The sequence below is a fragment of the Stenotrophomonas sp. CASM106 genome, from assembly GCF_049384825.1.
Classification (GTDB): Bacteria; Pseudomonadota; Gammaproteobacteria; order Xanthomonadales; family Xanthomonadaceae; genus Stenotrophomonas; species Stenotrophomonas muris.
The window spans coordinates 174234-194360 of record NZ_JBMRFS010000003.1; the positions used below are offsets into that span (position 1 = coordinate 174234).

General features: G+C 65.6%; 27 protein-coding genes, 2 tRNA genes and 1 pseudogene. 10 read left to right on the top strand and 20 right to left on the bottom strand.

Annotated features, from left to right (window positions below; genetic code table 11):
- Nucleotides 1–79: 79 nt before the first annotated feature.
- Together VG556_RS08155 and VG556_RS08160 are read left to right on the top strand one after the other, a co-directional pair.
- The gene (locus tag VG556_RS08155; protein ID WP_100450363.1) at nt 80–721 is read left to right on the top strand and encodes a LysE family translocator; all 642 of its coding nucleotides are present in this window, start codon (nt 80–82) and stop codon (nt 719–721) included.
- 94 nt (nt 722–815) lie between these two features.
- On the top strand, nt 816–989 hold the full coding sequence (locus tag VG556_RS08160; protein WP_005417836.1) for a DUF1328 domain-containing protein: 174 nt from the start codon (nt 816–818) through the stop codon (nt 987–989).
- A gap of 22 nt (nt 990–1011) precedes the next feature.
- On the opposite strand, the gene VG556_RS08165 is transcribed toward VG556_RS08160, so the two are convergent.
- The 4 genes from VG556_RS08165 to VG556_RS08180 form a co-directional block, all read right to left on the bottom strand.
- Entirely contained in the window at nt 1012–1344 is a 333-nt protein-coding gene (locus VG556_RS08165; RefSeq protein WP_014647841.1) for an SMR family transporter, read from the bottom strand.
- Between the two features lie 13 nt (nt 1345–1357).
- Nucleotides 1358–1930 (bottom strand): TetR/AcrR family transcriptional regulator, encoded by a 573-nt coding sequence (locus VG556_RS08170; protein WP_100450362.1) that lies wholly within the window; start codon nt 1928–1930, stop codon nt 1358–1360.
- A gap of 91 nt (nt 1931–2021) precedes the next feature.
- A complete protein-coding gene (locus VG556_RS08175) occupies nt 2022–2255 on the bottom strand; it encodes a DUF1653 domain-containing protein (protein WP_014647839.1) in 234 nt (77 codons plus the stop codon).
- Between the two features lie 12 nt (nt 2256–2267).
- Nucleotides 2268–2549 (bottom strand): hypothetical protein, encoded by a 282-nt coding sequence (locus VG556_RS08180; protein ID WP_014647838.1) that lies wholly within the window; start codon nt 2547–2549, stop codon nt 2268–2270.
- A 395-nt stretch (nt 2550–2944) separates the two neighbouring features.
- Between VG556_RS08180 and VG556_RS08185 the strand changes: the two genes are divergently transcribed.
- Nucleotides 2945–3202, top strand: coding sequence for a hypothetical protein (locus VG556_RS08185; protein WP_061478083.1), 258 nt, complete (start codon nt 2945–2947; stop codon nt 3200–3202).
- A 37-nt stretch (nt 3203–3239) separates the two neighbouring features.
- Nucleotides 3240–3623: a hypothetical protein gene (locus VG556_RS08190; RefSeq protein ID WP_162292855.1), complete on the top strand. Its 384-nt coding sequence runs from the start codon at nt 3240–3242 to the stop codon at nt 3621–3623.
- 45 nt (nt 3624–3668) lie between these two features.
- Here VG556_RS08190 and VG556_RS08195 read toward each other — a convergent pair whose 3' ends face one another.
- The 7 genes from VG556_RS08195 to VG556_RS08225 form a co-directional block, all read right to left on the bottom strand.
- Nucleotides 3669–4151 (bottom strand): pilin, encoded by a 483-nt coding sequence (locus VG556_RS08195; RefSeq protein WP_100450361.1) that lies wholly within the window; start codon nt 4149–4151, stop codon nt 3669–3671.
- 111 nt (nt 4152–4262) lie between these two features.
- Nucleotides 4263–4718: a pilin gene (locus VG556_RS08200; protein ID WP_111144239.1), complete on the bottom strand. Its 456-nt coding sequence runs from the start codon at nt 4716–4718 to the stop codon at nt 4263–4265.
- Between the two features lie 153 nt (nt 4719–4871).
- Nucleotides 4872–5261, bottom strand: coding sequence for a pilin (locus VG556_RS08205; RefSeq protein ID WP_238381471.1), 390 nt, complete (start codon nt 5259–5261; stop codon nt 4872–4874).
- Between the two features lie 166 nt (nt 5262–5427).
- A complete protein-coding gene (locus VG556_RS08210; RefSeq protein WP_049413645.1) occupies nt 5428–5790 on the bottom strand; it encodes a hypothetical protein in 363 nt (120 codons plus the stop codon).
- Nucleotides 5791–5853: 63 nt separating this feature from the next.
- The gene (locus VG556_RS08215) at nt 5854–6225 is read right to left on the bottom strand and encodes a roadblock/LC7 domain-containing protein (RefSeq protein ID WP_075076309.1); all 372 of its coding nucleotides are present in this window, start codon (nt 6223–6225) and stop codon (nt 5854–5856) included.
- Entirely contained in the window at nt 6218–6769 is a 552-nt protein-coding gene (locus VG556_RS08220; protein WP_100450358.1) for a GTP-binding protein, read from the bottom strand. Before VG556_RS08220 ends, VG556_RS08215 begins: the two co-directional genes overlap by 8 nt.
- Entirely contained in the window at nt 6766–7473 is a 708-nt protein-coding gene (locus tag VG556_RS08225; protein ID WP_100450357.1) for a hypothetical protein, read from the bottom strand. The genes VG556_RS08220 and VG556_RS08225 overlap by 4 nt, the downstream gene beginning before the upstream one ends.
- A 220-nt stretch (nt 7474–7693) precedes the next feature.
- Here VG556_RS08225 and VG556_RS08230 point away from each other — a divergent pair, with 220 nt between their 5' ends.
- The 3 genes from VG556_RS08230 to VG556_RS08240 all read left to right on the top strand — a co-directional run bounded on the left by VG556_RS08230 (nt 7694) and on the right by VG556_RS08240 (nt 9464).
- On the top strand, nt 7694–8395 hold the full coding sequence (locus tag VG556_RS08230; protein ID WP_230374570.1) for a response regulator transcription factor: 702 nt from the start codon (nt 7694–7696) through the stop codon (nt 8393–8395).
- A gap of 127 nt (nt 8396–8522) precedes the next feature.
- Nucleotides 8523–9086 carry a DUF3011 domain-containing protein gene (locus VG556_RS08235; RefSeq protein WP_032956176.1) on the top strand — a complete coding sequence of 188 codons (564 nt, stop codon included), beginning with the start codon at nt 8523–8525 and terminating at the stop codon, nt 9084–9086.
- A gap of 174 nt (nt 9087–9260) precedes the next feature.
- A complete protein-coding gene (locus tag VG556_RS08240) occupies nt 9261–9464 on the top strand; it encodes a hypothetical protein (RefSeq protein WP_100450356.1) in 204 nt (67 codons plus the stop codon).
- 139 nt (nt 9465–9603) lie between these two features.
- On the opposite strand, the gene dxs is transcribed toward VG556_RS08240, so the two are convergent.
- From dxs to VG556_RS08275, 7 genes and pseudogenes are all read right to left on the bottom strand, one after another.
- On the bottom strand, nt 9604–11511 hold the full coding sequence (gene dxs / locus VG556_RS08245; protein ID WP_032956193.1) for a 1-deoxy-D-xylulose-5-phosphate synthase: 1908 nt from the start codon (nt 11509–11511) through the stop codon (nt 9604–9606).
- A 105-nt stretch (nt 11512–11616) separates the two neighbouring features.
- Nucleotides 11617–12282, bottom strand: a complete 666-nt coding sequence (locus VG556_RS08250) for an HNH endonuclease (protein WP_032956174.1) — start codon at nt 12280–12282, stop codon at nt 11617–11619.
- Nucleotides 12283–12695: 413 nt separating this feature from the next.
- The gene (locus VG556_RS08255) at nt 12696–14486 is read right to left on the bottom strand and encodes an acyl-CoA dehydrogenase C-terminal domain-containing protein (RefSeq protein ID WP_046431771.1); all 1791 of its coding nucleotides are present in this window, start codon (nt 14484–14486) and stop codon (nt 12696–12698) included.
- A 64-nt stretch (nt 14487–14550) separates the two neighbouring features.
- Nucleotides 14551–15027: an LEA type 2 family protein gene (locus VG556_RS08260; RefSeq protein ID WP_014647826.1), complete on the bottom strand. Its 477-nt coding sequence runs from the start codon at nt 15025–15027 to the stop codon at nt 14551–14553.
- 165 nt (nt 15028–15192) lie between these two features.
- Nucleotides 15193–15744 (bottom strand): annotated as a pseudogene (locus VG556_RS08265) (lipocalin family protein).
- A gap of 141 nt (nt 15745–15885) precedes the next feature.
- Nucleotides 15886–15961: transfer RNA gene (locus VG556_RS08270), tRNA-Phe, on the bottom strand.
- 72 nt (nt 15962–16033) lie between these two features.
- A tRNA-Phe gene (locus VG556_RS08275) sits at nt 16034–16109 on the bottom strand.
- 335 nt (nt 16110–16444) lie between these two features.
- Between VG556_RS08275 and VG556_RS08280 the strand changes: the two genes are divergently transcribed.
- Nucleotides 16445–17470: an NADP-dependent oxidoreductase gene (locus VG556_RS08280; RefSeq protein ID WP_423179984.1), complete on the top strand. Its 1026-nt coding sequence runs from the start codon at nt 16445–16447 to the stop codon at nt 17468–17470.
- Nucleotides 17471–17516: 46 nt separating this feature from the next.
- Here the strand turns inward: VG556_RS08280 and VG556_RS08285 are convergent, their stop codons facing one another.
- On the bottom strand, nt 17517–18359 hold the full coding sequence (locus VG556_RS08285) for a bifunctional transcriptional activator/DNA repair enzyme AdaA (protein ID WP_049408320.1): 843 nt from the start codon (nt 18357–18359) through the stop codon (nt 17517–17519).
- A 132-nt stretch (nt 18360–18491) separates the two neighbouring features.
- Here VG556_RS08285 and VG556_RS08290 point away from each other — a divergent pair, with 132 nt between their 5' ends.
- The gene (locus VG556_RS08290) at nt 18492–19253 is read left to right on the top strand and encodes an SDR family oxidoreductase (RefSeq protein WP_014647822.1); all 762 of its coding nucleotides are present in this window, start codon (nt 18492–18494) and stop codon (nt 19251–19253) included.
- A 6-nt stretch (nt 19254–19259) separates the two neighbouring features.
- Here the strand turns inward: VG556_RS08290 and VG556_RS08295 are convergent, their stop codons facing one another.
- On the bottom strand, nt 19260–19745 hold the full coding sequence (locus VG556_RS08295) for a hypothetical protein (RefSeq protein WP_100450354.1): 486 nt from the start codon (nt 19743–19745) through the stop codon (nt 19260–19262).
- Nucleotides 19746–19903: 158 nt separating this feature from the next.
- Here VG556_RS08295 and VG556_RS08300 point away from each other — a divergent pair, with 158 nt between their 5' ends.
- A complete protein-coding gene (locus tag VG556_RS08300) occupies nt 19904–20077 on the top strand; it encodes a hypothetical protein (RefSeq protein WP_180834959.1) in 174 nt (57 codons plus the stop codon).
- Nucleotides 20078–20127: the final 50 nt, after the last annotated feature.

A 20127-nucleotide genomic window follows, 5' to 3' on the forward strand; every position in this document is an offset into this window, starting at 1 on the left:
GCATCCACCGCCCGCTGTATGTGCCGCGTCCTGCATGGGCGCCCTATGCTGGTGCCGTCTTCTGAAGTGGAAACCGGCAATGGCCCTGCATACCTGGTGGTGGTTCCTGGCCACGGTCTTCGTGCTGTGCGGGACGCCCGGGCCGAACATGCTGCACATCCTCGGGCGCAGCGTCGGGCTGGGGTTCCGTGGCAGCGTGCCGGCCATGGCCGGCTGCCTGCTGGCGATGCTGCTGGTGCTGGCCGCATCCGCTGCGGGCCTGAGCGCGTTGCTGCACTCCTCGCCGATGCTATTCGAAGTGCTGCGCTATCTCGGTGTGGCCTACCTGGCCTGGCTTGGCATCAAGGCGTGGCGTGACAGTTGCCGCCCGGCACCCGCGGTGGCCGATGCTGCCGAGGTCACACTGGCGCCGGTACATGGCGCAGCGACGGTATTCCGTGGCGGCCTGTGGGTTGGCTTGAGCAACCCCAAGCTGTTGTTGTTCGCCGCGGCGTTCCTGCCGCAGTTCGTTGATCCGTCGCGTAGCCAGGCCGTGCAGTACAGCGTGCTGGTGGCGACCTTCGCGGCCTGCGAACTGTTCTGGTACGTGATGTACGCCGCCGGTGGCCACGGCCTGCGTCGTTGGCTTGCAAAGCCATTCGCACGGCGCTGGTTCGAGCGGCTGGTGGGAGGCGTGTTCCTGGCCTTCGCGGTGGCGCTGCTGCGCTTCCGGCCGCGCTGATTCACGCCGCACACGCGGCCTTTTCACGACTGCCGCATCGGCTGCGGCCTAGCCTGATCACACCGTTTGCGTTCCCTGCGGGGTAAGGACTGACATGATCAAGTGGGCCATCATTTTCGCCATCATCGGCATCATCGCCGGCGTGCTGGGCTTCGGCGGCATCGCCGGTGCCGCTGTGGGCATCGCCAAGTTCCTGTTCTGGGCCGGCATCATCATTGCCGTGGTGCTGTTCCTGATCGGCATGAGCGTGGCGAAGAAGGTCAGCTAGCACCTGTCGCGCAGCAGCGTGTTCAGTGCGCGCTGCTGCGCGAGAACAGGTTGATCACCAGCACGCCGGCGCAGATCAGCGCGATGCCGGCCAGCGCAGCTGCATCCAGCCGCTGCTTGAACACCACCAGGCCGATCAGCGAGATCAGCACGATGCCGACGCCGGACCAGATCGCATAGGCGATGCCGGTCGGCACCGACTTCATGGTGACCGACAGCAGGTAGAAGCACAGCCCGTAGCCGACCAGCGCGCCCAGTGTCGGCCACAGCCGGCTCATGCCGTCCGAGGCCTTCAGCAGCGACGTGGCAATCACTTCCAGCACGATGGCGGCGGCCAGGTAGATATAGGGGTTCATCGCGGGCTCCGGGTCACTGCGAGTCGCACAGCTTGAGGGCCTGCTCGGCCATCGCCAGCGCATTGAGGCGCTCTGCTTCGTCCAGCGGCCGACCATAGGCGGTGGCCCAATAGCCATCGGCCGCGCAGCGTGCCGCGTACAGGCGCGGATCGCCGGCTTCGCCGGGGAACTCGGCCAGCATCGCGCGCTTCCAGTCGCGCCAGTGCGCCAGCAGGGCCGGCTCCATCAGGTTGCCCAGGGTCAGGCCGATGTCGTTGTCCTGTTCCTGCTGCAGCAGGTGCTCGAAGTTGGCCCGCACATAGGCGCGGCTGAAGCAGCCGTGGCCGGGCGTGCCGTCCTGCAGGAGCGCGCGCACACGCGCCTCGAATTCGCCGATGAGTGCGCCGATGGCTTCATCGACCAGTGCCTGCTTGCTGCTGAAATGGTGGAACAACGCGCCCTTGCTGACCCCGGCCACGCGCGCGACATCCTGCACGGTCAGTGCCGCCAGCCCGTGCTGGCCAATCACGGCAATGGTGGCGTGCAGCAATGACTGGCGCACGCTGTCGGGCGCTTTGCGCCGCGAGCGGGGAGGGGGCGAGGACATGATGGGAAGAAACCGACTGGACGGTATGATTGTAGCGCAGCCGGATCGCGTCATCGGCGCGACCATCGGCCACCGCCCGGTGGGAGCCGGATCAATCGTCGATGCGTGCGAAACGCGCCTGCGGGCCGTGTTTGCCTGGGACCTGCTCGACGAACATCGGGTAGGGGCGTACCCACAGGCCACCTTCGCCGTAGAGTGCGCGGTACAGCACCAATGGCTCCAGCGTCTCGCTGCTGCGGACGATGTCGATCACTTCGTATTCGCCGCCCTTGAAGTGGCGATACCGGCCACGGGCGAGGTCGGGCAGGGGACTCAGCTCAGCCATGACGGGTCGTGCTCACTTGCGCGCCGGGCTGGCGGGCGTGGCGCAGTACGCGTCGATGGCCTCGGCGCTGTTGGCCAGGCCGTGTGCCTGTGCCAGCTCCCAGGGCCGCTCGCAGCGCTGGCTGTGCTCGCACCACTGGTAGCCGGCCGAGCCGATGCAGCCGTGCGCGTCGCGATCGCCGCCTACCTTGGGCATGGTGGTCGAAGGCTTGCCGTCGGCACGCGGGGCTGCATTGTCCGGGCTCGCGCATGCGGCCAGAACCAGCAGCGCTGGAATCAGAAGAAGCACCTTCATGCGCGAGCTCCGTGCGTAAAGCAACATTTTCTGTCGCAAATAGCCCGTCAGCAAGCGCTCAATGCACGGCGGCGCGGACCAACTCTTCGATCAGAATCAGATAGCTGGCCACGAAATAGAACTTCAGCAACGTCGAACGCTGGTGCGAGAAGAAGGTGCGCATGTGGAAGGGGCCCCTGTTGATGATGGTAGTGTGAAGCCCAGCTGACTCCGTGACAAGGATCACGGAATGAACGAGCTAAACGGACTCAGGGATGTGATGAAGGTGGGGTTCTGACGCACTGGCGCGGACTTTTCGTACTTTTCTGATGGGACCACCCTGATGGCATGGCTAGGGTGACGGCATCAGCAGAGGCTCTGGTGCCCCCCTGCGCCTATCCCAGAAGGAGCGTCCCATGGTCATTACCGTCAAGTGCAGTGCCGCGCAGTGGTCCCTGTTGGATCCGGCCGCAGGCGTCGCCGAAGCATTCAACTCCGGGGCCGCAGCGTTCGATGCCGCGGTTGGCCTGGCCAGCGCCCACCATCGCCGGACCGGCCAGGGCAGCACGGTGCGCGTGGAGGCGCTGGGCAGCAGCGTGGATGCCGTGCATTTCGAGGCGATGGCAACCGCCTCGGGGCCGGTTACCGGCCTGCGTCCTGCGCCGGTGGCGTAACGCCGGAGGATCCCCCGCGCAGTGCCTGGCTTACGACATGGCACAGCCACGATGGATTCACCGTTTTGGCATAGACATGACCGATCTGTGCCGGCAGGGCGCGATCCTGCAGTACGCGCAAGGGCTGTTGGGCCAGCACGAGGATGAGCAGATCCCCGCGCAGGCAGCAGATGCGGCGCAGCAGGGGCATGCCGTCGGCCTGGCCCACAGTCGGCATGCAGGGATCGATGATCAGTACGTTGCAGCGCGGGCTGGCGATCTGGGTCAGAACCTCTGCGGGCGAGCGCGCTTCGCCGAGGGTTCTGCCGTCCAGATGGGGCCGGAGTCTGCGTATCAGTTCGCGTCGGATCCAGGGGTTTGCATCGGCGATGACGAGGGAGGGGAGGGGGGACGGCCGGCTTTCGCAGGCGCCACTGCCTGACTGGAGCGGCAAAGCGTGAACAGCTTGAAGTATCTGCATGGCAGGCTATGGATTGCCGGGGCCACAGCCTTTGGGCAGGAGGTCGTAATAGGGGATGGCAGTCCAGCAGCGCCATTCATGGCTGCCCGAATCCCTGATCAGCATCAGGTTGTTTCGCCATGTCCCCACGTTGTAGCCAGTATCGAACCGCAGCAGGCAATCGATTTCCAGGTCGCCATCTGGACCAATTCTCGTCGTGATGGTTTCACAGCGCTCGCTGCTCTCCGGCAGGCCCAGCTTGCGGTTGTCTGAGCCAAGGAGATCACCTCCTTCGGCCAACCACGCCTCCACTCCCGCCTTCCCGCCGGCCAGTTCGGCCAACGCCGCCGCCAGCTTGGCTTTGGTAGAGAACTTCTTGTATTGCGGAACTGCGATCAGGGAAAGAACTGCAATGATGGCTACGACCACCATGAGTTCGACCAGAGAAAACCCTCGTTGCCGATGTGTACGCCTCACCGCGTGGCCGGCCCTTGAGATTTTCTTTTTCATAGGATCCTCCATGAGGAAATCAACTTTGAATCGCGGCCGGCGCGCACAATGGGAGAGACGCGCGCAACTGGATACAGGCCCGGCGATCTATGTAGGGGCTTGCGCGTGCGATCAGTTCAGGCAGGCCTGGGGAAGGAGGCTCCGGTCCGGAATGTCGCCCTTGCAGAGCCAGGCTCCCTGCCAGTCGCGATCCAGGGTCAGGCTGCCACTGCCGATTGCAGCGTCGCTCTTGAGCTCGCAGTTGATGCTCGTAGCTCCATTCGTGACATCGCTTGTCACCGTAATCCAGGTACAGCGGGAGCTTGACTCGGGCAAGCCAATCGATTCCGGCGAGGTGATCGTGCTGCCTTCGGCGAGGAGTGATTCAACGCCGACTTTTCCACCGGCGACTTCTGCGAGGGCAGCGGCCAGCTTTGCCTTGGCCGAGAACCGCTGATACTGCGGCAGGGCAATCATCCCCAGAATACCGATGATCGCCACCACCACCATGAGTTCAATAAGGGAAAAGCCCTTCTGCCGGGATGCGCTTTTGCCTGCGTGGAGTGTACGGCCGATTTCGGTATTCATGATAATCCTCTGTGGCGTGGTGGTTTCGTTGGTCTGGCCCCGAAACAAGCATTCGTGGCGCAGTCATAGGAAATCACGTGCACGGCAGTGGGTATATTCAAGAACTGGTAAAGTTGAACGTGTTGAATGGCAGCGCGACTGTTTTGCGAATAATCAGAAAGTGCGCCGCAATTGCGTTGGGCATGGCACAGGCACTGCCTGCACATCGGCCATGCCCGCATTGCATCGCCATTCTCCGGCAGGGGTTCGCCACCATTGCAGGCGGCCGTCCTGGCGCAGATCACAGGTCAGCACTGCGCGGCCGGTGTCGGGGAGCGCGGCGCGCAGGTGCGCGCAATGCGCGGCGCTGGCAGGCAGACCCAGGTGCTGGTCGGTCACGGTGAGATCACCTTTGGCGTAACTGCTTTCCACGGCGGCGATGGCGCCGCCCAGCACGCTGGCCGCGTCGCGCGGCCGGGTGCGGCCGGTAGCGTCATCTGCCGAGGGCGCGCACAACAGCAGCGCGTAGACGGCTGTCAGTCCGGCGACGATGCAGACCGACACCCAGGGCCGGTAGTGGCGGGGGCGACGTGCCGCCTGTGTGGTTGATCGAGGGCGCATGGAGGGCGGCTCCCGTTGTCGAGAAGGGCGCGCGGTGCAACCACAGGCCGGGGCCGCTCTCCCCAGAGCAGCCCCGGCATTCGCATCCCCTGGCTATCGTTGTCGTGCGCTACAGCGCCAGCGAGCTTTCCACGTCCAGCACCATGCGCCGGGCGAGAGCAAGATTGGCCTTCTGCCGATCCAGTACCACATAGAAGAACAGGCCCTTCTTGGCCGACACCGGGCGCAGCACGTGGTACGCACGACCCAGGGTGATCAGCACGTCCTCGATGCTGTCGTTGAGCTTCAGCGCTTCAGCCGCTTTCATCTTGGCGCGCAGCACCTCGGTGTTTCCAGCGGCCGCCAGTTCCATGTCCACGCCTGAGCCGGCTTCACCGAGCAGCATGCCGCTTTCGTAGTCGACCAGGGCAACGGCTTGTGCGCCGTTGATCTGCATGAGCGTGTCCAGGCATTTGTTGATGGCGATATTCATTTCAGTGGTCCGTTGCGGGTGTGAAGAGTTGAAGAGCCGTCTGATCAGTGAGAGGGGCATGCATCAGTTCGGGTTGTCGGTCAGGGCACGTACGCACTGCTTGGCATGCCACAGCACGTTGCCGATGACACAGCTGTGGTCGCATGCGGTCATCAATAGGCGGGGCTGTGCTCCGGGAATGGCAAGCATCAGAACCTTGCCGTTGGCGGCATCGAGGATGAGTGTGTCGAGTTCACCAAAGTGCAGTTCGCGACCCAGCGCACTGGCCAGGCCGAGCATCGAGCTGGTCATCGCGGCCAGGCGATCGGCGACGTGGCCCTTCGGGCCGGCCTGGGCCAGTGCGAAACCATCAGTGCTGGCCACGACGAGCGCCTGGATGCCGGTGACATCGTGTACCAGCGCGTCGAGTGCCGATGTGCGGTCGATGTCATTCATGGGCGGCCGCCGTGGCATTGCATTCGATCTGGCTCATCAGCAGGTCCATCGCCATGATGGCCTGCGCCATGTCGCGTGGATCCAGCGGCAATGCCGGCAGGTGTGGCGCATGGTCCTGCAACCAGTGCTGCCAGTGCGGCTGTACCGGATCATCGGTGCTGCCGCATCGGGTGAAACCGATGACCACGGGCAGGCCCGGCGCGTTGTCTGCGATGGCCTTCAGGTGCTGCCCCGCCAGCGTACTGTCCTTGCTGGCGCTGCCATCGATCAGGACGATGGCACCTTCTGCACCGGCCAGCAGGATCGGCCAGATGTAAGAGAAACGTTCCTGTCCGGGCGATCCATACAGGCGCAGGCGGTCGCCACCCGGCAGGTCGATGTCGCCATAGTCCATGGCTACGGTGGTGTACTGCTTGCCCACAGCAGGGTCGGTATTGCGGGCCTCGGTCACTACGGCCTTGCCCCAGGTCAGGGTCTGCACGAGGGTGGACTTGCCCGCGCCGAGTGGGCCCATCACTACGATCTTGTGCTCACGCACGGTCATGCACTCCAGCGGATGCGAAGTTGTCGCCACAGATTGACGAGGCCGTCGGCGGGCGAGGGGCGCACAGGTGCGTCCTCGCCCACGACGGGAAAGGCATAGGCGGTGAGGAACGCTGCGTTGAAGAACGACTGCACGGTTTGGCGTGGCAGATCGAGGATGTCGCAGCATGCGCGCACGGACGCGCCCTGCTTGATCAGCAGCGCGCACAGTCGGAAGTGATCGGGACGATGGGCCAGGATGCGGAAGTCTGGCCAACGCCGCAGGCGCAACTTCGTGTAGTCGTGCAGGGGCGGGATTGGCACGCCGTGCCCGTCCGTGACCAGGCCAACGTTCCACAGCGTCAGGCGCAGCGGAACATTGCTGCACACAGTCGCACGCTGCACGAAGACCTCCTGTGTCACCGGTACCAGGCTCAGTCGAGGGTCTGCGTCGCCCAGTAGTCTCTGCAGCAGTGTCAGCGTGATCGGCGCGGGTGCGGTGGTCATCATCCGGTCGTTCCTGGCGTCCAGCCAGCACACGGTGGACCCGTCGTGAATGATCGCGGCATGGGCAGGCCGCCGCGACGGCGTGCTGTCGCTCGCCAGATGCAGTCGCAGCTGCTGTACGAACGGCAATGCGGCAGTTGGCAATGCGGCCGGCGCCAGTGGCTCTGCTTCAAAGGGCTCTTGCAGATCCTCAAACGATTGACGACGGAATCGGACCATGGGGTGTCCAGTGCAGCGAGTGATCGGAGGTGACTTTGTAAGCGGCCTTTCCGGATTTATGGAATGAAACTATTGGGAAAGTTTATGCGCGGCGTGTGTTTGTGGTCGCGAATGCAAATAATGGAAACAAGCTGGCGATTCTGCTTGAATGAAATCAATTGCAGTGGTTAATTGTTAAGTTGACGTTGCCCGGAATGATTACTAGGGTTTTCGCTGCGCATTGCAGCGTGACTATTTACGGGTAATCAGCATGCTCACTCGAATTGCCATCGCGGACGACCATCCCTTGGTCCTGCTTGGCACGCGCATCGTGATCGAGGCCGGTGGGCAGCATCGCGTGGTGGCGGAGGCGCGATGTGCAGAAAGCCTGCTGGCCATCCTGGCCGAAGAGCCGGTGGATCTGGTGGTGACTGATTTTTCGATGCCGGATGTCGGCCGCTCGGACGGCCAGGCGATGCTGCAGGCGTTGAGTCGCAATTACCCCAAGGTGCCGGTGATCCTGGTCACGATGGTCACCAACGCCACTACCTTGAACATGGCAATGCGTACCGGTGTGCGCGGGCTGGTGTGGAAGTGCAGTTGCGTGGATGGCACCCGCAAGGCGGTCGATACCGTGTTGAGCGGGGGGATCTACCTGGACCCCCAGTTGGCGCACTGCCTGCAGGAGGGTGGGCGTGAGCGATCGCTTTCGGTGTTGTCGCCCAAGGAGCTGGAAGTTCTGCGGCTGTATGTGTCGGGACCTTCGATCACAGAGATCGCCGGGCAGCTGCGGCGCACCGTCAGTACCATCAGCCGGCAACGCATTTCGGCGATGAGGAAACTGGGCATCAGCAATGATGCCGAGCTGTTCGCCTATGCGTTCGAGGAACGCCTGGGCAATGCCGGTGGCATGGCCAGTGGGGCAGCAAACGGGGGGCCATGAGCTCACGGCGGTCCAGTCAGGTCCGGTTGCGTTGTTTGAATGGGGAAAAACTGCCGTTGCGCTCCCCTCTGTGCGCCGGGCCGTGAATCCCGGATGCTTGCGCCATCGTATTCATCTGGAGATCTCGATGGGCAAGGCACTCACTTGGCGCACCCTGGCCTGCACCCTGTTGCCGATGCTGGCGGCGGCCGGCGGCGCCCAGGCGCAGAGCTATGGCTACGGCTATGACGACGACCGCTATGGTGGCCGCGATGGCAGCGGCATCGTGCGCTGCGAGTCGGTCAAGAACCGCAGCAATGAGTGCCGCCTGGACGGCCGCGCGCGGTTGATCCGCCAGTTGTCCGGTTCGCCCTGTGTGGAAGGTGAGACCTGGGGCCAGTCGCGCAACGGCGTCTGGGTCACACAGGGGTGCCGTGCCGAATTCGTCGGTGAATATCGCCGCGGTGGCGGCTGGGGTGGCAATGGTGGCGGCTGGGGCAATGGCAATGGCAACGGATGGGGCGGCGGCGATGTGGTCACCTGCCATTCCAATGGACATCGGCAGGAGTACTGCGATGCGCGCATCCGCCGGGGTGTGCGCCTGATCCGCCAGGACTCACGCAGCGCCTGCATCGAAGGCCAGAGCTGGGGCTGGGATCGCCGCGGCATCTGGGTGAGTGATGGCTGCCGGGCGCAGTTCCAGGTGAACTGACCTTTACGGGTTCAGCCCATGAAAATCAGAATAATCTGATACAGCTCACATTTTGAACGCCGTATTGTCTGCGATCAGGGCACGTTGCGTGCCCTGAATTCCAGCGGTGCCGTGTGCCATAACCGGCATGGGCATCCCGTCGCCATCGATACGCTGCCTCAAGGAGTGAGCTGCATGTTGATCCGCCTGCAATGCGAACAGCGCCAGTGGCGCGTGCTGCATCCGGACCGGCCGGAGCCGATCGAGTTCCGCGATGGCGCCCGCGCCTACGACTTCGCCGAGACCCTGGCCCGCCTGCACTTTGTCGACACCGGTCAGCGTGCGTCCGTGCGCGTGGAAGCCAGCGGCGCATTCGTCGAAGCGGTCAGTTACGGCTGAGCGCGGGTGCCTGCCAAGGCAGGCACCCGGAATTCCATCATCCACGCATGGCGTGGATCTACGCGTTGCGAGCCTGGAGGGTGCGGACGCTGTCCGCGCCCATTGCGCCCTGTGTGGATCTACCGGGTGGTGATCGGCCTCAGCCTGCCGCGCTGAGCGGCGGGGTACCTGCGGCGAGCTGCGGCCAGCGCTTGAGCACAGCAGCGCGGATGCCGGCGGCGTCGATGCCGGCTTCGGCCAGCAGGTCTTCGCGGCTGGCATGGTGCTGGTAGCTGTCGGGCAGCCCCAGGTGCAGGATCGGACGCAGCACGCCTTCGGCATTGAGCAGCTCACCAACACCGGAGCCGGCGCCACCGGCCACCACGTTGTCTTCGATCGTCACCAGGCCCTCGTGCTGGGCGGCGACAGCCAGCACCAGCTCGCGGTCCAGCGGCTTGATGAAACGCATGTTGACCACGCTCAGGCCCAGTTCGCGGCCGACCTGCTCGGCGGCGGCCACGGTGCTGCCGAAGGCGAGCAGGGCAATGCGGCTGCCCTGCAGGCGCAGTTCGCCCTTGCCGATCGGCAGGGTCGACAGGTCGGTGCCGGCTGCAACGCCGGTGCCGGTACCGCGCGGGTAGCGCACGGCGGCCGGGCCCGGGTGCTGCAGGCCGGTGCTGAGCATCTGCCGGCACTCGGCTTCGTTGGACGGTGCCATCACCACCAGGTTCGGCACGCAGCGCAGGAAGCTCAGGTCGAGGTTGCCGGCATGGGTCGCACCGTCCGGGCCGACCACGCCGGCGCGGTCAATCGCGAACAGCACGTCCAGGTCCTGGATCGCCACGTCATGTACCAGCTGGTCGTACGCGCGCTGCAGGAAGGTCGAGTAGATCGCCACCACCGGCTTGCCACCCTGGGTAGCCATGCCAGCGGCGAGGGTGACCGCATGCTGCTCGGCAATCGCAACGTCGAAATAGCGCTGCGGGTATTCCTTGCTGAAACGCACCAGGCCGGAGCCTTCGCGCATCGCCGGGGTGATGCCGTACAGGCGCGGCTCGGCGGCGGCGGCATCGCACAGCCAGTCGCTGAATACATCGGTGTAGGTCGGCTTCTTGGCCCCGGCCTTGGCCACCAGCCCCTTGTCCGGATCGAACGGGCCCACGGCGTGGTAACCGATCTGGTCGCCCTCGGCCGGCTCGTAACCCTTGCCCTTGGTGGTCATCACATGCAGCAGCTTCGGGCCCTTGGAGGCGCGCAGCGTCTTCAGCGTGGACAGCAGGGCGGGCATGTCGTGGCCGTCGATCGGGCCGGTGTAGTGGAAGCCCATTTCCTCGAACATCGTGGAGGGCACGAACATGCCCTTCCAGTGTTCTTCCCAGCGCTTCACGAAGCGTGCCGGGTTGTTCTTCTTGTCACCGAGAATCTTCTTGCCGCCTTCGCGCAGCGCGTTGAGCGTGCGGCTGCCGGTGGCGCGGCCCAGCATCTTGGTCAGGCCGCCCACGGCCTCGGAGATCGACATGTTGTTGTCGTTGAGGATCACCAGCAGGTTCGGCTCCGGCTCCATGCCGCCAGCGTGCATCAGCGCTTCGAACGCCATGCCGGCGGTCATCGCGCCGTCACCGATCACCGCCACGATCTTGCGGTCGTCGCCTTCGGACTGGCGGGCGATGGCCATGCCCAGTGCGGCCGAGATCGAGGTCGAGGAGTGGCCGACACCAAAAGTGTCGTACTCGCTTTCCTCGCGCTTCGGGAACGGCGCGATGCCGTCCTTCTGCTTGACGGTGTGGATTTCGTCGCGGCGGCCGGTCAGGATCTTGTGCGGGTAGGTCTGATGGCCGACGTCCCAGACCAGCTGGTCGTGCGGTGTCTGGTACAGGTAGTGCAGGGCCACGGTGAGTTCGATCACGCCCAGGCCGGCGGCGAAGTGACCGCCACTCTTGCCCACCGATTCAATGAGGTAGGCGCGCAGTTCGTCGGCAACCGCCCTCAATTCGGATTCGTCGAACGTGCGCAGGTCATCCGGCGTCTGGATGCGCGCGAGGCGGGGATAGCGGGCAGAGTCGATCATCATGTTCGCACTTTTTCTGAACGCCCATTTTCGCCCTCAAACGGGGGTGGGGCAAGCAAACGCCGCCGTCCGTGACAGGACGGTGAGGGTTGCATTTTCAGGCGTTCAGGTGCTCAGTTTCGAGCGCTTGGGCAATTGCGCCTTCAGGAAGGCCATCTGGTCGGCCAGGATGTTGCGGTTGGACAGGATCAGGTGCTCGATCCAGCTGGGCCGGTAGGGCACTGCCAGCAGGGGCATGCCGGCCTGCTGCGGGGTGCGGTCGCTCTTGCGCGAATTGCAGTGGAAGCAGGCGGTGACCACGTTTTCCCAGCAGTCCAGGCCGCCCTTGGACAGAGGCATGACGTGGTCGCGGGTGAGCGTGGGGCGGCTGAACTGCTGGCCGCAGTACATGCACAGATGGGCATCGCGGGCGAAAAGGGCCTGGTTGGTCAGGTTCGGCGTCGGGTCGATCGCACGGGAGCGGGCGTGGCCGCGGGCGGCGATGATCGGGTGCAGGTCCATGCCGCTCTGCAGGCCGCTGAAGCGGTTGGTGCCGCCGTGGATGTGCAGGCAGGGGTCGCCGAGCGTCCAGGCCACCGCCTCGCGGGCGTAGAGGCAGGCCGCATCCTGCCAGGTGATCCAGTCCAGTACGCGTCCGTGGGCATCAAGCGAGAGCAGCCGGACCGAACCGGGGCGATGCAGCGTCGTGGCGTTGGGCGATGCTTCGGCGCCCGGAGCAGAAAACGGAGCTCCGGCTTCGATCAGACCCAAGCGTGTAGTGTCTGTCTCCATCGGGAGAACAGCTTATACCTGAATCATTGCGATTTGGGTATCGCCCGGAGGGCGAAACCCAAATCGCAATGATTCAGGTCCGCGCATTCCTCCTATCCCCCGCACCTGTCGGTGCGCGCCCTTTAGCAACCCGGCCCGCCGTCGGCGCGCTGGGTTGCCCGCGCATTCTTCCTAATCCCCGCGCCTGTCGGCGCGCCCCCTTTAACAAAAGGGGGCTCTTCTCCAGAAGGATTTCAGGGGTTCTCATCCACGCGTGGCGTGGATCTACAGCAGCGGAAATCTGTCGAAGGCGGGGTGGGTCCGGTGGCGTGCGCCGTCCCCCGCAATTGGACCCACCTCGCCATCCCGCAGGAAGCCGGCTGTTGCGGTTGCCGGCCAGCGGCCGGCACCACAGGTGCCGGGCGAAGCCCGGCTCAGGCGCCGAAGCGCTCGTCGTCCATGGCCATCAGCGGCGCGGCGCCGGCCTGGATCGCGGCGGCGTGGCTGAGGGTGCGCGGCAGCACGCGGGCGAAGTAGAACCGTGCGGTCTCGCGCTTGCCCTGGGCGAAGGCGGCGCCGTGCGCGCTGGCATCGGCGGCGGCCACGCTGCGGGCCCACCAGTAGGCCAGCACCACGTAACCCGAATAGAACAGGTAGTCGTAGCTGGCCGCGCCCAGTTCGTCGGGATTGGCGGCCGCGCGCTGCAGCACGTCCATCGTCAGCTTGCCCCATTCGGCGGCCTTGGCGCGCAGCGGGCCGATGAACTCGGACAGCGCTTCGTTGCCCTCGTGTTCCTTGGCGAAGGCTTCGATCTCGGCCAGCATCAGCTTCAGGCCGGCGCCCTGGCTGGATGCGGTCTTGCGGCCGATCAGGTCCAGCGCCTGGATGCCGGTGGTGCCTTCATACAGCGTGGTGATGCGTGCATCGCGGGCCAGCTGCTCCATGCCGTGCTCGCGGATGTAGCCGTGGCCACCGAAGCACTGCAGGGCGTTGTAGGTGTTCTCGATGCCCCATTCGGTCTGGCAGGCCTTGGAGATCGGGGTCAGGAAGCTCACCAGGGTGTCGGCGCGCTCGCGCTCGGCGGCATCCTGGGCGTGGTGGGCGATGTCGATCAGGGTGGCGGCATGCAGCGCCAGCAGGCGGCTGCCTTCGACCAGCGACTTCACGGTCAGCAGCATGCGACGCACGTCCGGGTGGACCAGGATCGGGTCGGCCGGCTTGTCCGGGAACCTGGCGCCGCTCAGGGCGCGCGACTGCAGGCGCTCACGGCTGTACTTCAGTGCGTTCTGGTAGGCGCGCTCGGACAGGCCGATGCCCTGCAGGCCGACACCCAGGCGCGCGGTGTTCATCATGGTGAACATGGCCTGCAGGCCCTTGTGCGGCTGGCCGACCAGGTAACCCTGCGCACCATCGAAGTTCATCACGCAGGTGACCGACCCCTTGATGCCCATCTTGTGTTCGATCGAGCCACAGCGCAGTGCATTGCGCTCGCCGACGTTGCCATCGCGGTCGACCTTGAACTTCGGGGTGACGAACAGCGAGATGCCCTTGGCGCCCGGAGGGGCGTCGGGCAGCTTGGCCAGCACCAGGTGCACGATGTTCCCGGTCAGGTCGTGCTCGCCGGCGGTGATGAAGATCTTGGTGCCGGTGATCGAGTAGCTGCCGTCGGCGTTCGGCTCGGCCTTGGTCTTGAGCAGGCCCAGGTCGGTGCCGCAGTGCGGCTCGGTCAGGCACATCGTGCCGGTCCAGCGGCCTTCGATCAGCGGCTTGAGGAAGGCGTCGTGCTGCCACGCCTCGCCGTGCTGCTTCAGCGCTTCAATGGCGCCGTGCGAGAGCAGCGGGAAGTTGCCCCACGCCAGGTTGGCGGCGTTGATCATTTCGTTGAGCGGCACCCCCAGGGTGTGCGGCAGGCCCTGGCCGCCCAGCTCCGGCGAGGCGGTCAGGCCGGTCCAGCCGCCATCGACGAACTGGTCGTAGGCCTGCTTGAAGCCGGGCGGGGTGGTCACTTCACCGGTGGCCTGGTCGAGTACGCAGCCGATCTCGTCGCCGACGCTGTTGAGCGGGGCCAGCACGGTGGCGCTGAAGCGGCCGGCTTCCTCCAGCACGGCATCGACCACGTCGGCGGTGGCGTCGGTGAAGCCGAGGCGGGCGAACAGGGGTTCGACCTTGAGCACGTCGTGCAGGGCGAAACGGAGGTCGGAAAGCGGGGCGGTGTAGCTGCTCATCGGTACGTCTCGATTTGATCAGGGCAGAGGGGAGCGGCGCCGGGCGCCGCGACGAAAGGCGGGTTCAGCGCAGCACGCCGGGCAGGCCGGGGGCCTGGTTGAGGGTGCTGCGGCTGCTGATGTCGAAGCTGCGCTGCTTCTTTTCCTGCGGCGTGGCCGCCACCGTTCCCTTCAGGGCGTAGGCCAGGGTGCGGTTGCTGGCCAGCGCGTCGGCCACCACCAGGCGCGCGGTCGAGCTGGGCACGAGGTCGACATTGATGACGTCGGCGGAGGTGCCGCCGATGGAGATGCCGGGCTTGACCTGCAGGGTGCCGGCATCGCTGTCGCCGACGGTCAGCGCCAGTGAGACATCATCGAAGGTCATCGGCATCGAGCTGAAGTTCTGCAGGCGCAGGGCCACGGTCCAGTTGCCGTCGGCACGCACGGTCAGCTGCTGCAGGCTGGCCGCCGGTTCCGAAACACGCTTGACGATGCCGTTGCTGCAGGCAACAAGGGCGAGGGTGCACAGGACGATCAAGGCGGTACGGAAGCGGTGGAGCATGGGCGCAAGTCCTCTGGAGGGGGTGCGTTGGGGTAAGCATACTACGGCGTATGGTTTTATGGATCGCCCGGAGCGACCCGTCCGCAGAGGGTAGCGCGTGAAGATGGCGGTCGGGCATGCACAACGCCGGATGGCGCGCGCACGATGCGCCGGATGCGAAGCGGTTCAGTCGGCCGCGGGATCGCGCAGCGGGGCCATCAGGCGCAGTGGCCCGAGGTCGTACCCCATCGACTCGGCCTTGGCTTTCAACTGTTCGAACCGATCGCGCTCCATCTCCGGCAGGCGCGAGAGGATCCACAGATACTTGCGGCCGGGTTCGCCGACCAAGGCCCATTGATAGTCCGGGTCCAGCGCCAGCACCCAGTAGTCGGCCCAGACCACGGGCGCCCAGCTCAGCCAGTCGGGGACGAAGCGCACCTGCAGTTGCCCGGGATGGCCGGCCACCGGGCGTGCCACGCCTTCGGCGACCACGCGCTCGCCGTCACCCTTGCGGCAGGCATTGGTGACGCTGATGCGGCCGTCGCGGCGCAGGCCATAGTTGGCGGTGATGTCGCCCACGCACTGCTACTGGAACGAGACTGGAAGATGCGCGATCTCGTGCCATTGGCCCGCGTAGCGATCAATGTCCAGGTGCTCGACCGCGCGCACCGGTTCAGTGGCGATCACCGGGAAGGCGGCCAGCAGCAGGCAGGCGAGCAGGGCGGGGCGCAGATGCATTGGCAGGCTCCAGGCAGGAGTCTGGAGCGTAGGTGCCGCGGCCCGTGCCGGTGTAAATGTTTCGTCAACCGGGCCACGGTGGTCGCCGCTTGCGCGAAGCGCGAATAAAAAAAGACCTGCATTTCTGCAGGTCTCTGAAGATGGTGGCCGAAGACGGAATCGAACCGCCGACACGGGGATTTTCAATCCCCTGCTCTACCAACTGAGCTACTCGGCCAAATTGTGTGGCTACCGCGGTGAGTGCGGTTTCCGGAAAAAAAAGACCCGCATTTCTGCAGGCCTTCGAAAGTGGTGGCCGAAGACGGAATCGAACCGCCGACACGGGGATTTTCAATCCCCTGCTCTACCAACTGAGCTACTCGGCCACATGTTTCGTTGCAGCGAGGTCGCTGCCAAGGACGCGTATATTACGGAGGTCGGCTGCCTTCGGCAAGCGTTTTGCCAAGATTTCTTCACATTGCCCTCTGCGCGCTCGCAAGTGCTTGATCCTCCGTTGTGGGGCGGGGCGTGCCCCATCGATTTGTCGTCTGCGGTGGAAATCAGCAGGTCGCCGCGTTCGCCAAAGCTGCAAGGGCAAGGGGTGCGCCGGACCCGCGCGGGTCCGGGCAATGGAACGCTGTTTTCGTGGCCGCCATCGGGGATCGCCGCAGCGTAGTGTCGGCAGTCCTTTCCCGATGCTGGCAACAGCAGAGACCTGGCCATGTCCGATTGCTCCACCGCGTCCCGCATCGTGCTTGCCTCGCGTCCGCAGGGGGCGCCAAGTGCAGCCAATTTCCGCGTGGAACAGGTTGCGCTGCCGGCACTGGCCGAGGGCGAAGTGCTGCTGCGCAACCGCTACCTTTCGTTGGACCCGTACATGCGAGGACGCATGGACGAGGGCCCGTCGTATGCCGCGCCGGTGGCGGTAGGGGCGGTGATGGAAGGCCAGACCGTGGCCGAGGTGTTGCAATCCAAGGCCGAGGGCGTAACCGCAGGCGAGCTGGTGCTGGCGCCGGGTGGCTGGCAGACCCACGCGGTGCTGCCGGCCAAGGCGCTGGGGCGTCGTCTGGATCCGGCCGGGCTGCCGCTCAGTACGGCGCTGGGGGTATATGGCATGCCCGGCTTCACCGCCTATTCCAGCCTGCATGAAATCGCCCGCCTGAAGCCGGGCGAGACGTTGGTGGTAGCCGCCGCGACCGGGCCGGTGGGCGCGACCGTGGCGCAGCTGGCCAAGCTGCAGGGCGCGCGCGTGGTCGCCATCGCCGGTGGCGAGGCCAAGCGTGCCTATCTGCAGACGCTGGGCGTGGACGTGGCGCTGGATCATCGCGTGGCTGATTTTGCGGACCAGCTGCGCGCGGCAGTGCCTGCGGGCATCGACGTGTACTTCGAGAATGTCGGCGGCCATGTGCTGGATGCGGTGCTGCCGCTGCTCAACGACTTCGCCCGCATTCCGGTCTGCGGCACCATCGCTACCTACAACGAGCGGGGCGTCGAGCAGCCTGGCCCGGATCGGCTGCCGTCACTGTTCAACCAGATCCTGCGCCAGCGCCTGACCGTGCGTGGTTTCATCGTGCACGACTTCAACCACCTGTGGCCGGACTTCGAACGCGAGATGCCGCAGTGGCTGCGCGAGGGTCGCATCCAGTACCGCGAGGATGTGGTGGAAGGTCTGGAGAAGGCGCCGGAGGCGTTCTTCGGGCTGTTGCAGGGGCGCAACTTCGGCAAGCTGGTGGTGAAGCTGGATTGAGTGCTTGGTGGGTGTGCCGACCAAGGTCGGCGGCTATCGGGTGGCGTCAGCCGTTGGCGACCTTTTCCCGGCGCAGCAGTTCGCGCTTGCGCGCAACGCCCCAGGCATAGCCGGACAGGTCACCGTCGCGGCGCACCACGCGGTGGCAGGGCACGGCTACCGCCAATGGATTGCTCGCGCAGGCACGTGCCACCGCACGACTCGAGCGTGGTGCACCGATATGCGCGGCAATATCCGCATACGACGCGGTCTGGCCGCGCGGAATCTGCTGCAGTGCCTGCCATACCCGCTGCTGGAAGGCGGTGCCGCGGATATCCAGCGGCAGTGTGGCGCCTCGCGAGGGATCCTCGACCAGGCCCACCACCTGTGCCACCAGTTGCTCATAGCCGTGGTCGGCACCGACCAGTTCGGCCTGGCGGAAGCGTTGCTGCAGTGACTGCAGCAGCGCCTCCGGATCGTCGCCGAGCAGGATCGCGACCACGCCGGTCCCGCTGCTGGCCACCAGCACGCTGCCCAGTGAGCTTTCGGCAAGCGCGAAGTGGATGACTTCGCCGCGACCACCTGCGCGCCATTGCTTGGGAGTCATGCCCAGCAACTTTGGTGCGTTCTCGTAGAAGCGCCCGCTGGAGCCGAAGCCGGCATCGTGGAAGGCATCGGTGATGCGCTCCTGCTGTTCGAGCCCGGTGCGCAGGCGGTCGGCGCGCAGCGCGGCAGCGTACTGCTTGGGGGTCAGCCCGGTGGCCTGTTTGAACAGGCGATGCAGGCGCGTCGGGCTGCAGCCGGCGATGTCGGCCAGCTCCTGCAGCGAGGGCTCGTCGAGGCTGGCCTGCAGATGGCGGCAGACCCGTTCGACGCGGGCGTCGAGGGCGGTGGTGGCGGTGCTGTCCATGGGCGGATTCTGGCACGTGCTGGTTCTGCGGAAACTCCGTTTCCTGCACCTGGCCGCGAGGCCCGGAAACGGAGTGTTGGTGGGCCGGAGGCGCGGCATCGTGGCGGCCACTCCACAACCGGTACCACCCTCATGCGCCTGAACAACAAGATCGCCCTCATCACCGGTGCCAGCGCTGGCATTGGTCGTGCCAGCGCGCTGCGCTTTGCTGCCGAAGGGGCAAAACTGGTGCTCAATGCGCGGCGGCCGCAACCGCTGCACGCACTGGCCGAGCAGATCCGTGGCGCCGGCGGCGAGGTGGTGATGCATGCCGCCGATGTGGCTGATCCGGGCACGGCGCAGGCGCTGGTGGATCTGGCCCAACAGTCATTCGGAGGCCTGGACATCGCGCTCAACAATGCCGGCATGCTCGGCCCGGGCGTACCGGCGGCGGAGTTCCCGGCGGATGCATGGCGCGAGGTGATGGCCACCAATCTCGATGCCGCCTTCCATGCCGCACGCGCGCAGTTGCCGGCATTGCTGGCACGCGGGGGGGGCTCGCTGGTGTTTGTCGGTACCTTTGTCGGCCATACCGTGGGCTTCCCGGGCATGGCCGCCTACGCGTCGAGCAAGGCCGGACTGATCGGCCTGAGCCAGGTGATCGCCGCCGAGTACGGCGCGCGTGGCGTACGCAGCAACGTGCTGCTGCCTGGCGGTACCGATACCGAGATGGGCCGGCAGGCCGCACCCACCGGCGATGCCCGCGACTTCGTGCGCTCGCTGCACGCACTCAAGCGCATGGCCGAGCCGGAGGAGATCGCCAACGCGGCGCTGTTCCTGGCCAGCGATGAAAGCAGTTTCGTTACCGGTACCGCGATGCGTGTTGAAGGTGGAGTGTCGATCACCCGTACCTGAGCGGCGTCATGAGCGCGGCGTGTAGTGGATACCGCTGCTGGCCATGAAGCCTTTCGGGTCGAACCGGGCCCATGCCTCGCCCCACTCGAACCGGGCGCGGCCACCTGCCAGTTTGCGCCCCAGAGCCGTGGCCAAGGTGCGACGCATGAAAGCGACTTCGGCATCGATCGCGACCTGGGTCGGCCAGCCGTCTTCCAGTGTCGCACCCGGCAGATCGACGCCGATCGTCACCATGTCGAGCTGTTGCCCGTGGAAGCACAGGCTGATGCCGGCGGGCGCACCGCCCAGACTGACCCGGTGCAGGCTGAGCCAGTGATAGCCGGTGCCGGCATCGCGCTCGCCATGCATCAGCGTGGCGAAGGCGATGCGCGCCTCCTCCAGTGACAGGGTGGGGCAGATCAACGTCGTCAGGTGGCCGAGCTGGATGCTGCCGTCCGCTGGATCGAGGCGCATTGGCAGCATACGCGCGGCGTGCTGGGCGGGAGGTGACATCGCGGACTGGCTGGGCATGTTGGTCCGGATTCTGCAGAGCCGTGAGCTGCGGCGGCAAGCGGAACTGCACACGCTGTTCGCGCGGGCCTGACCTGCGGATCACTGCGCAGCCTCTAGCGTGAAGTCCTGATCGGCCTTCGCCGGCACAGGAGACTTCGATGAGCGAGCGCGACAAAGACCCTGGCGATCCGGAACAGGGCGTACAGGAAAGCCGTCAGGACAGGGCGCAGGAGGACGTGGCAAAGCAGCGGCCGGGGCAGCGCGATCAGCAGGTGCGTGATACGCATTCGCGTGGTCCACGCCGCAAGGACGGGGATCAGGAACCTGCCTGACTCGTGATCGATGCAAGAAAAAACCCGCAGATCGCGACGATCGGCGGGTC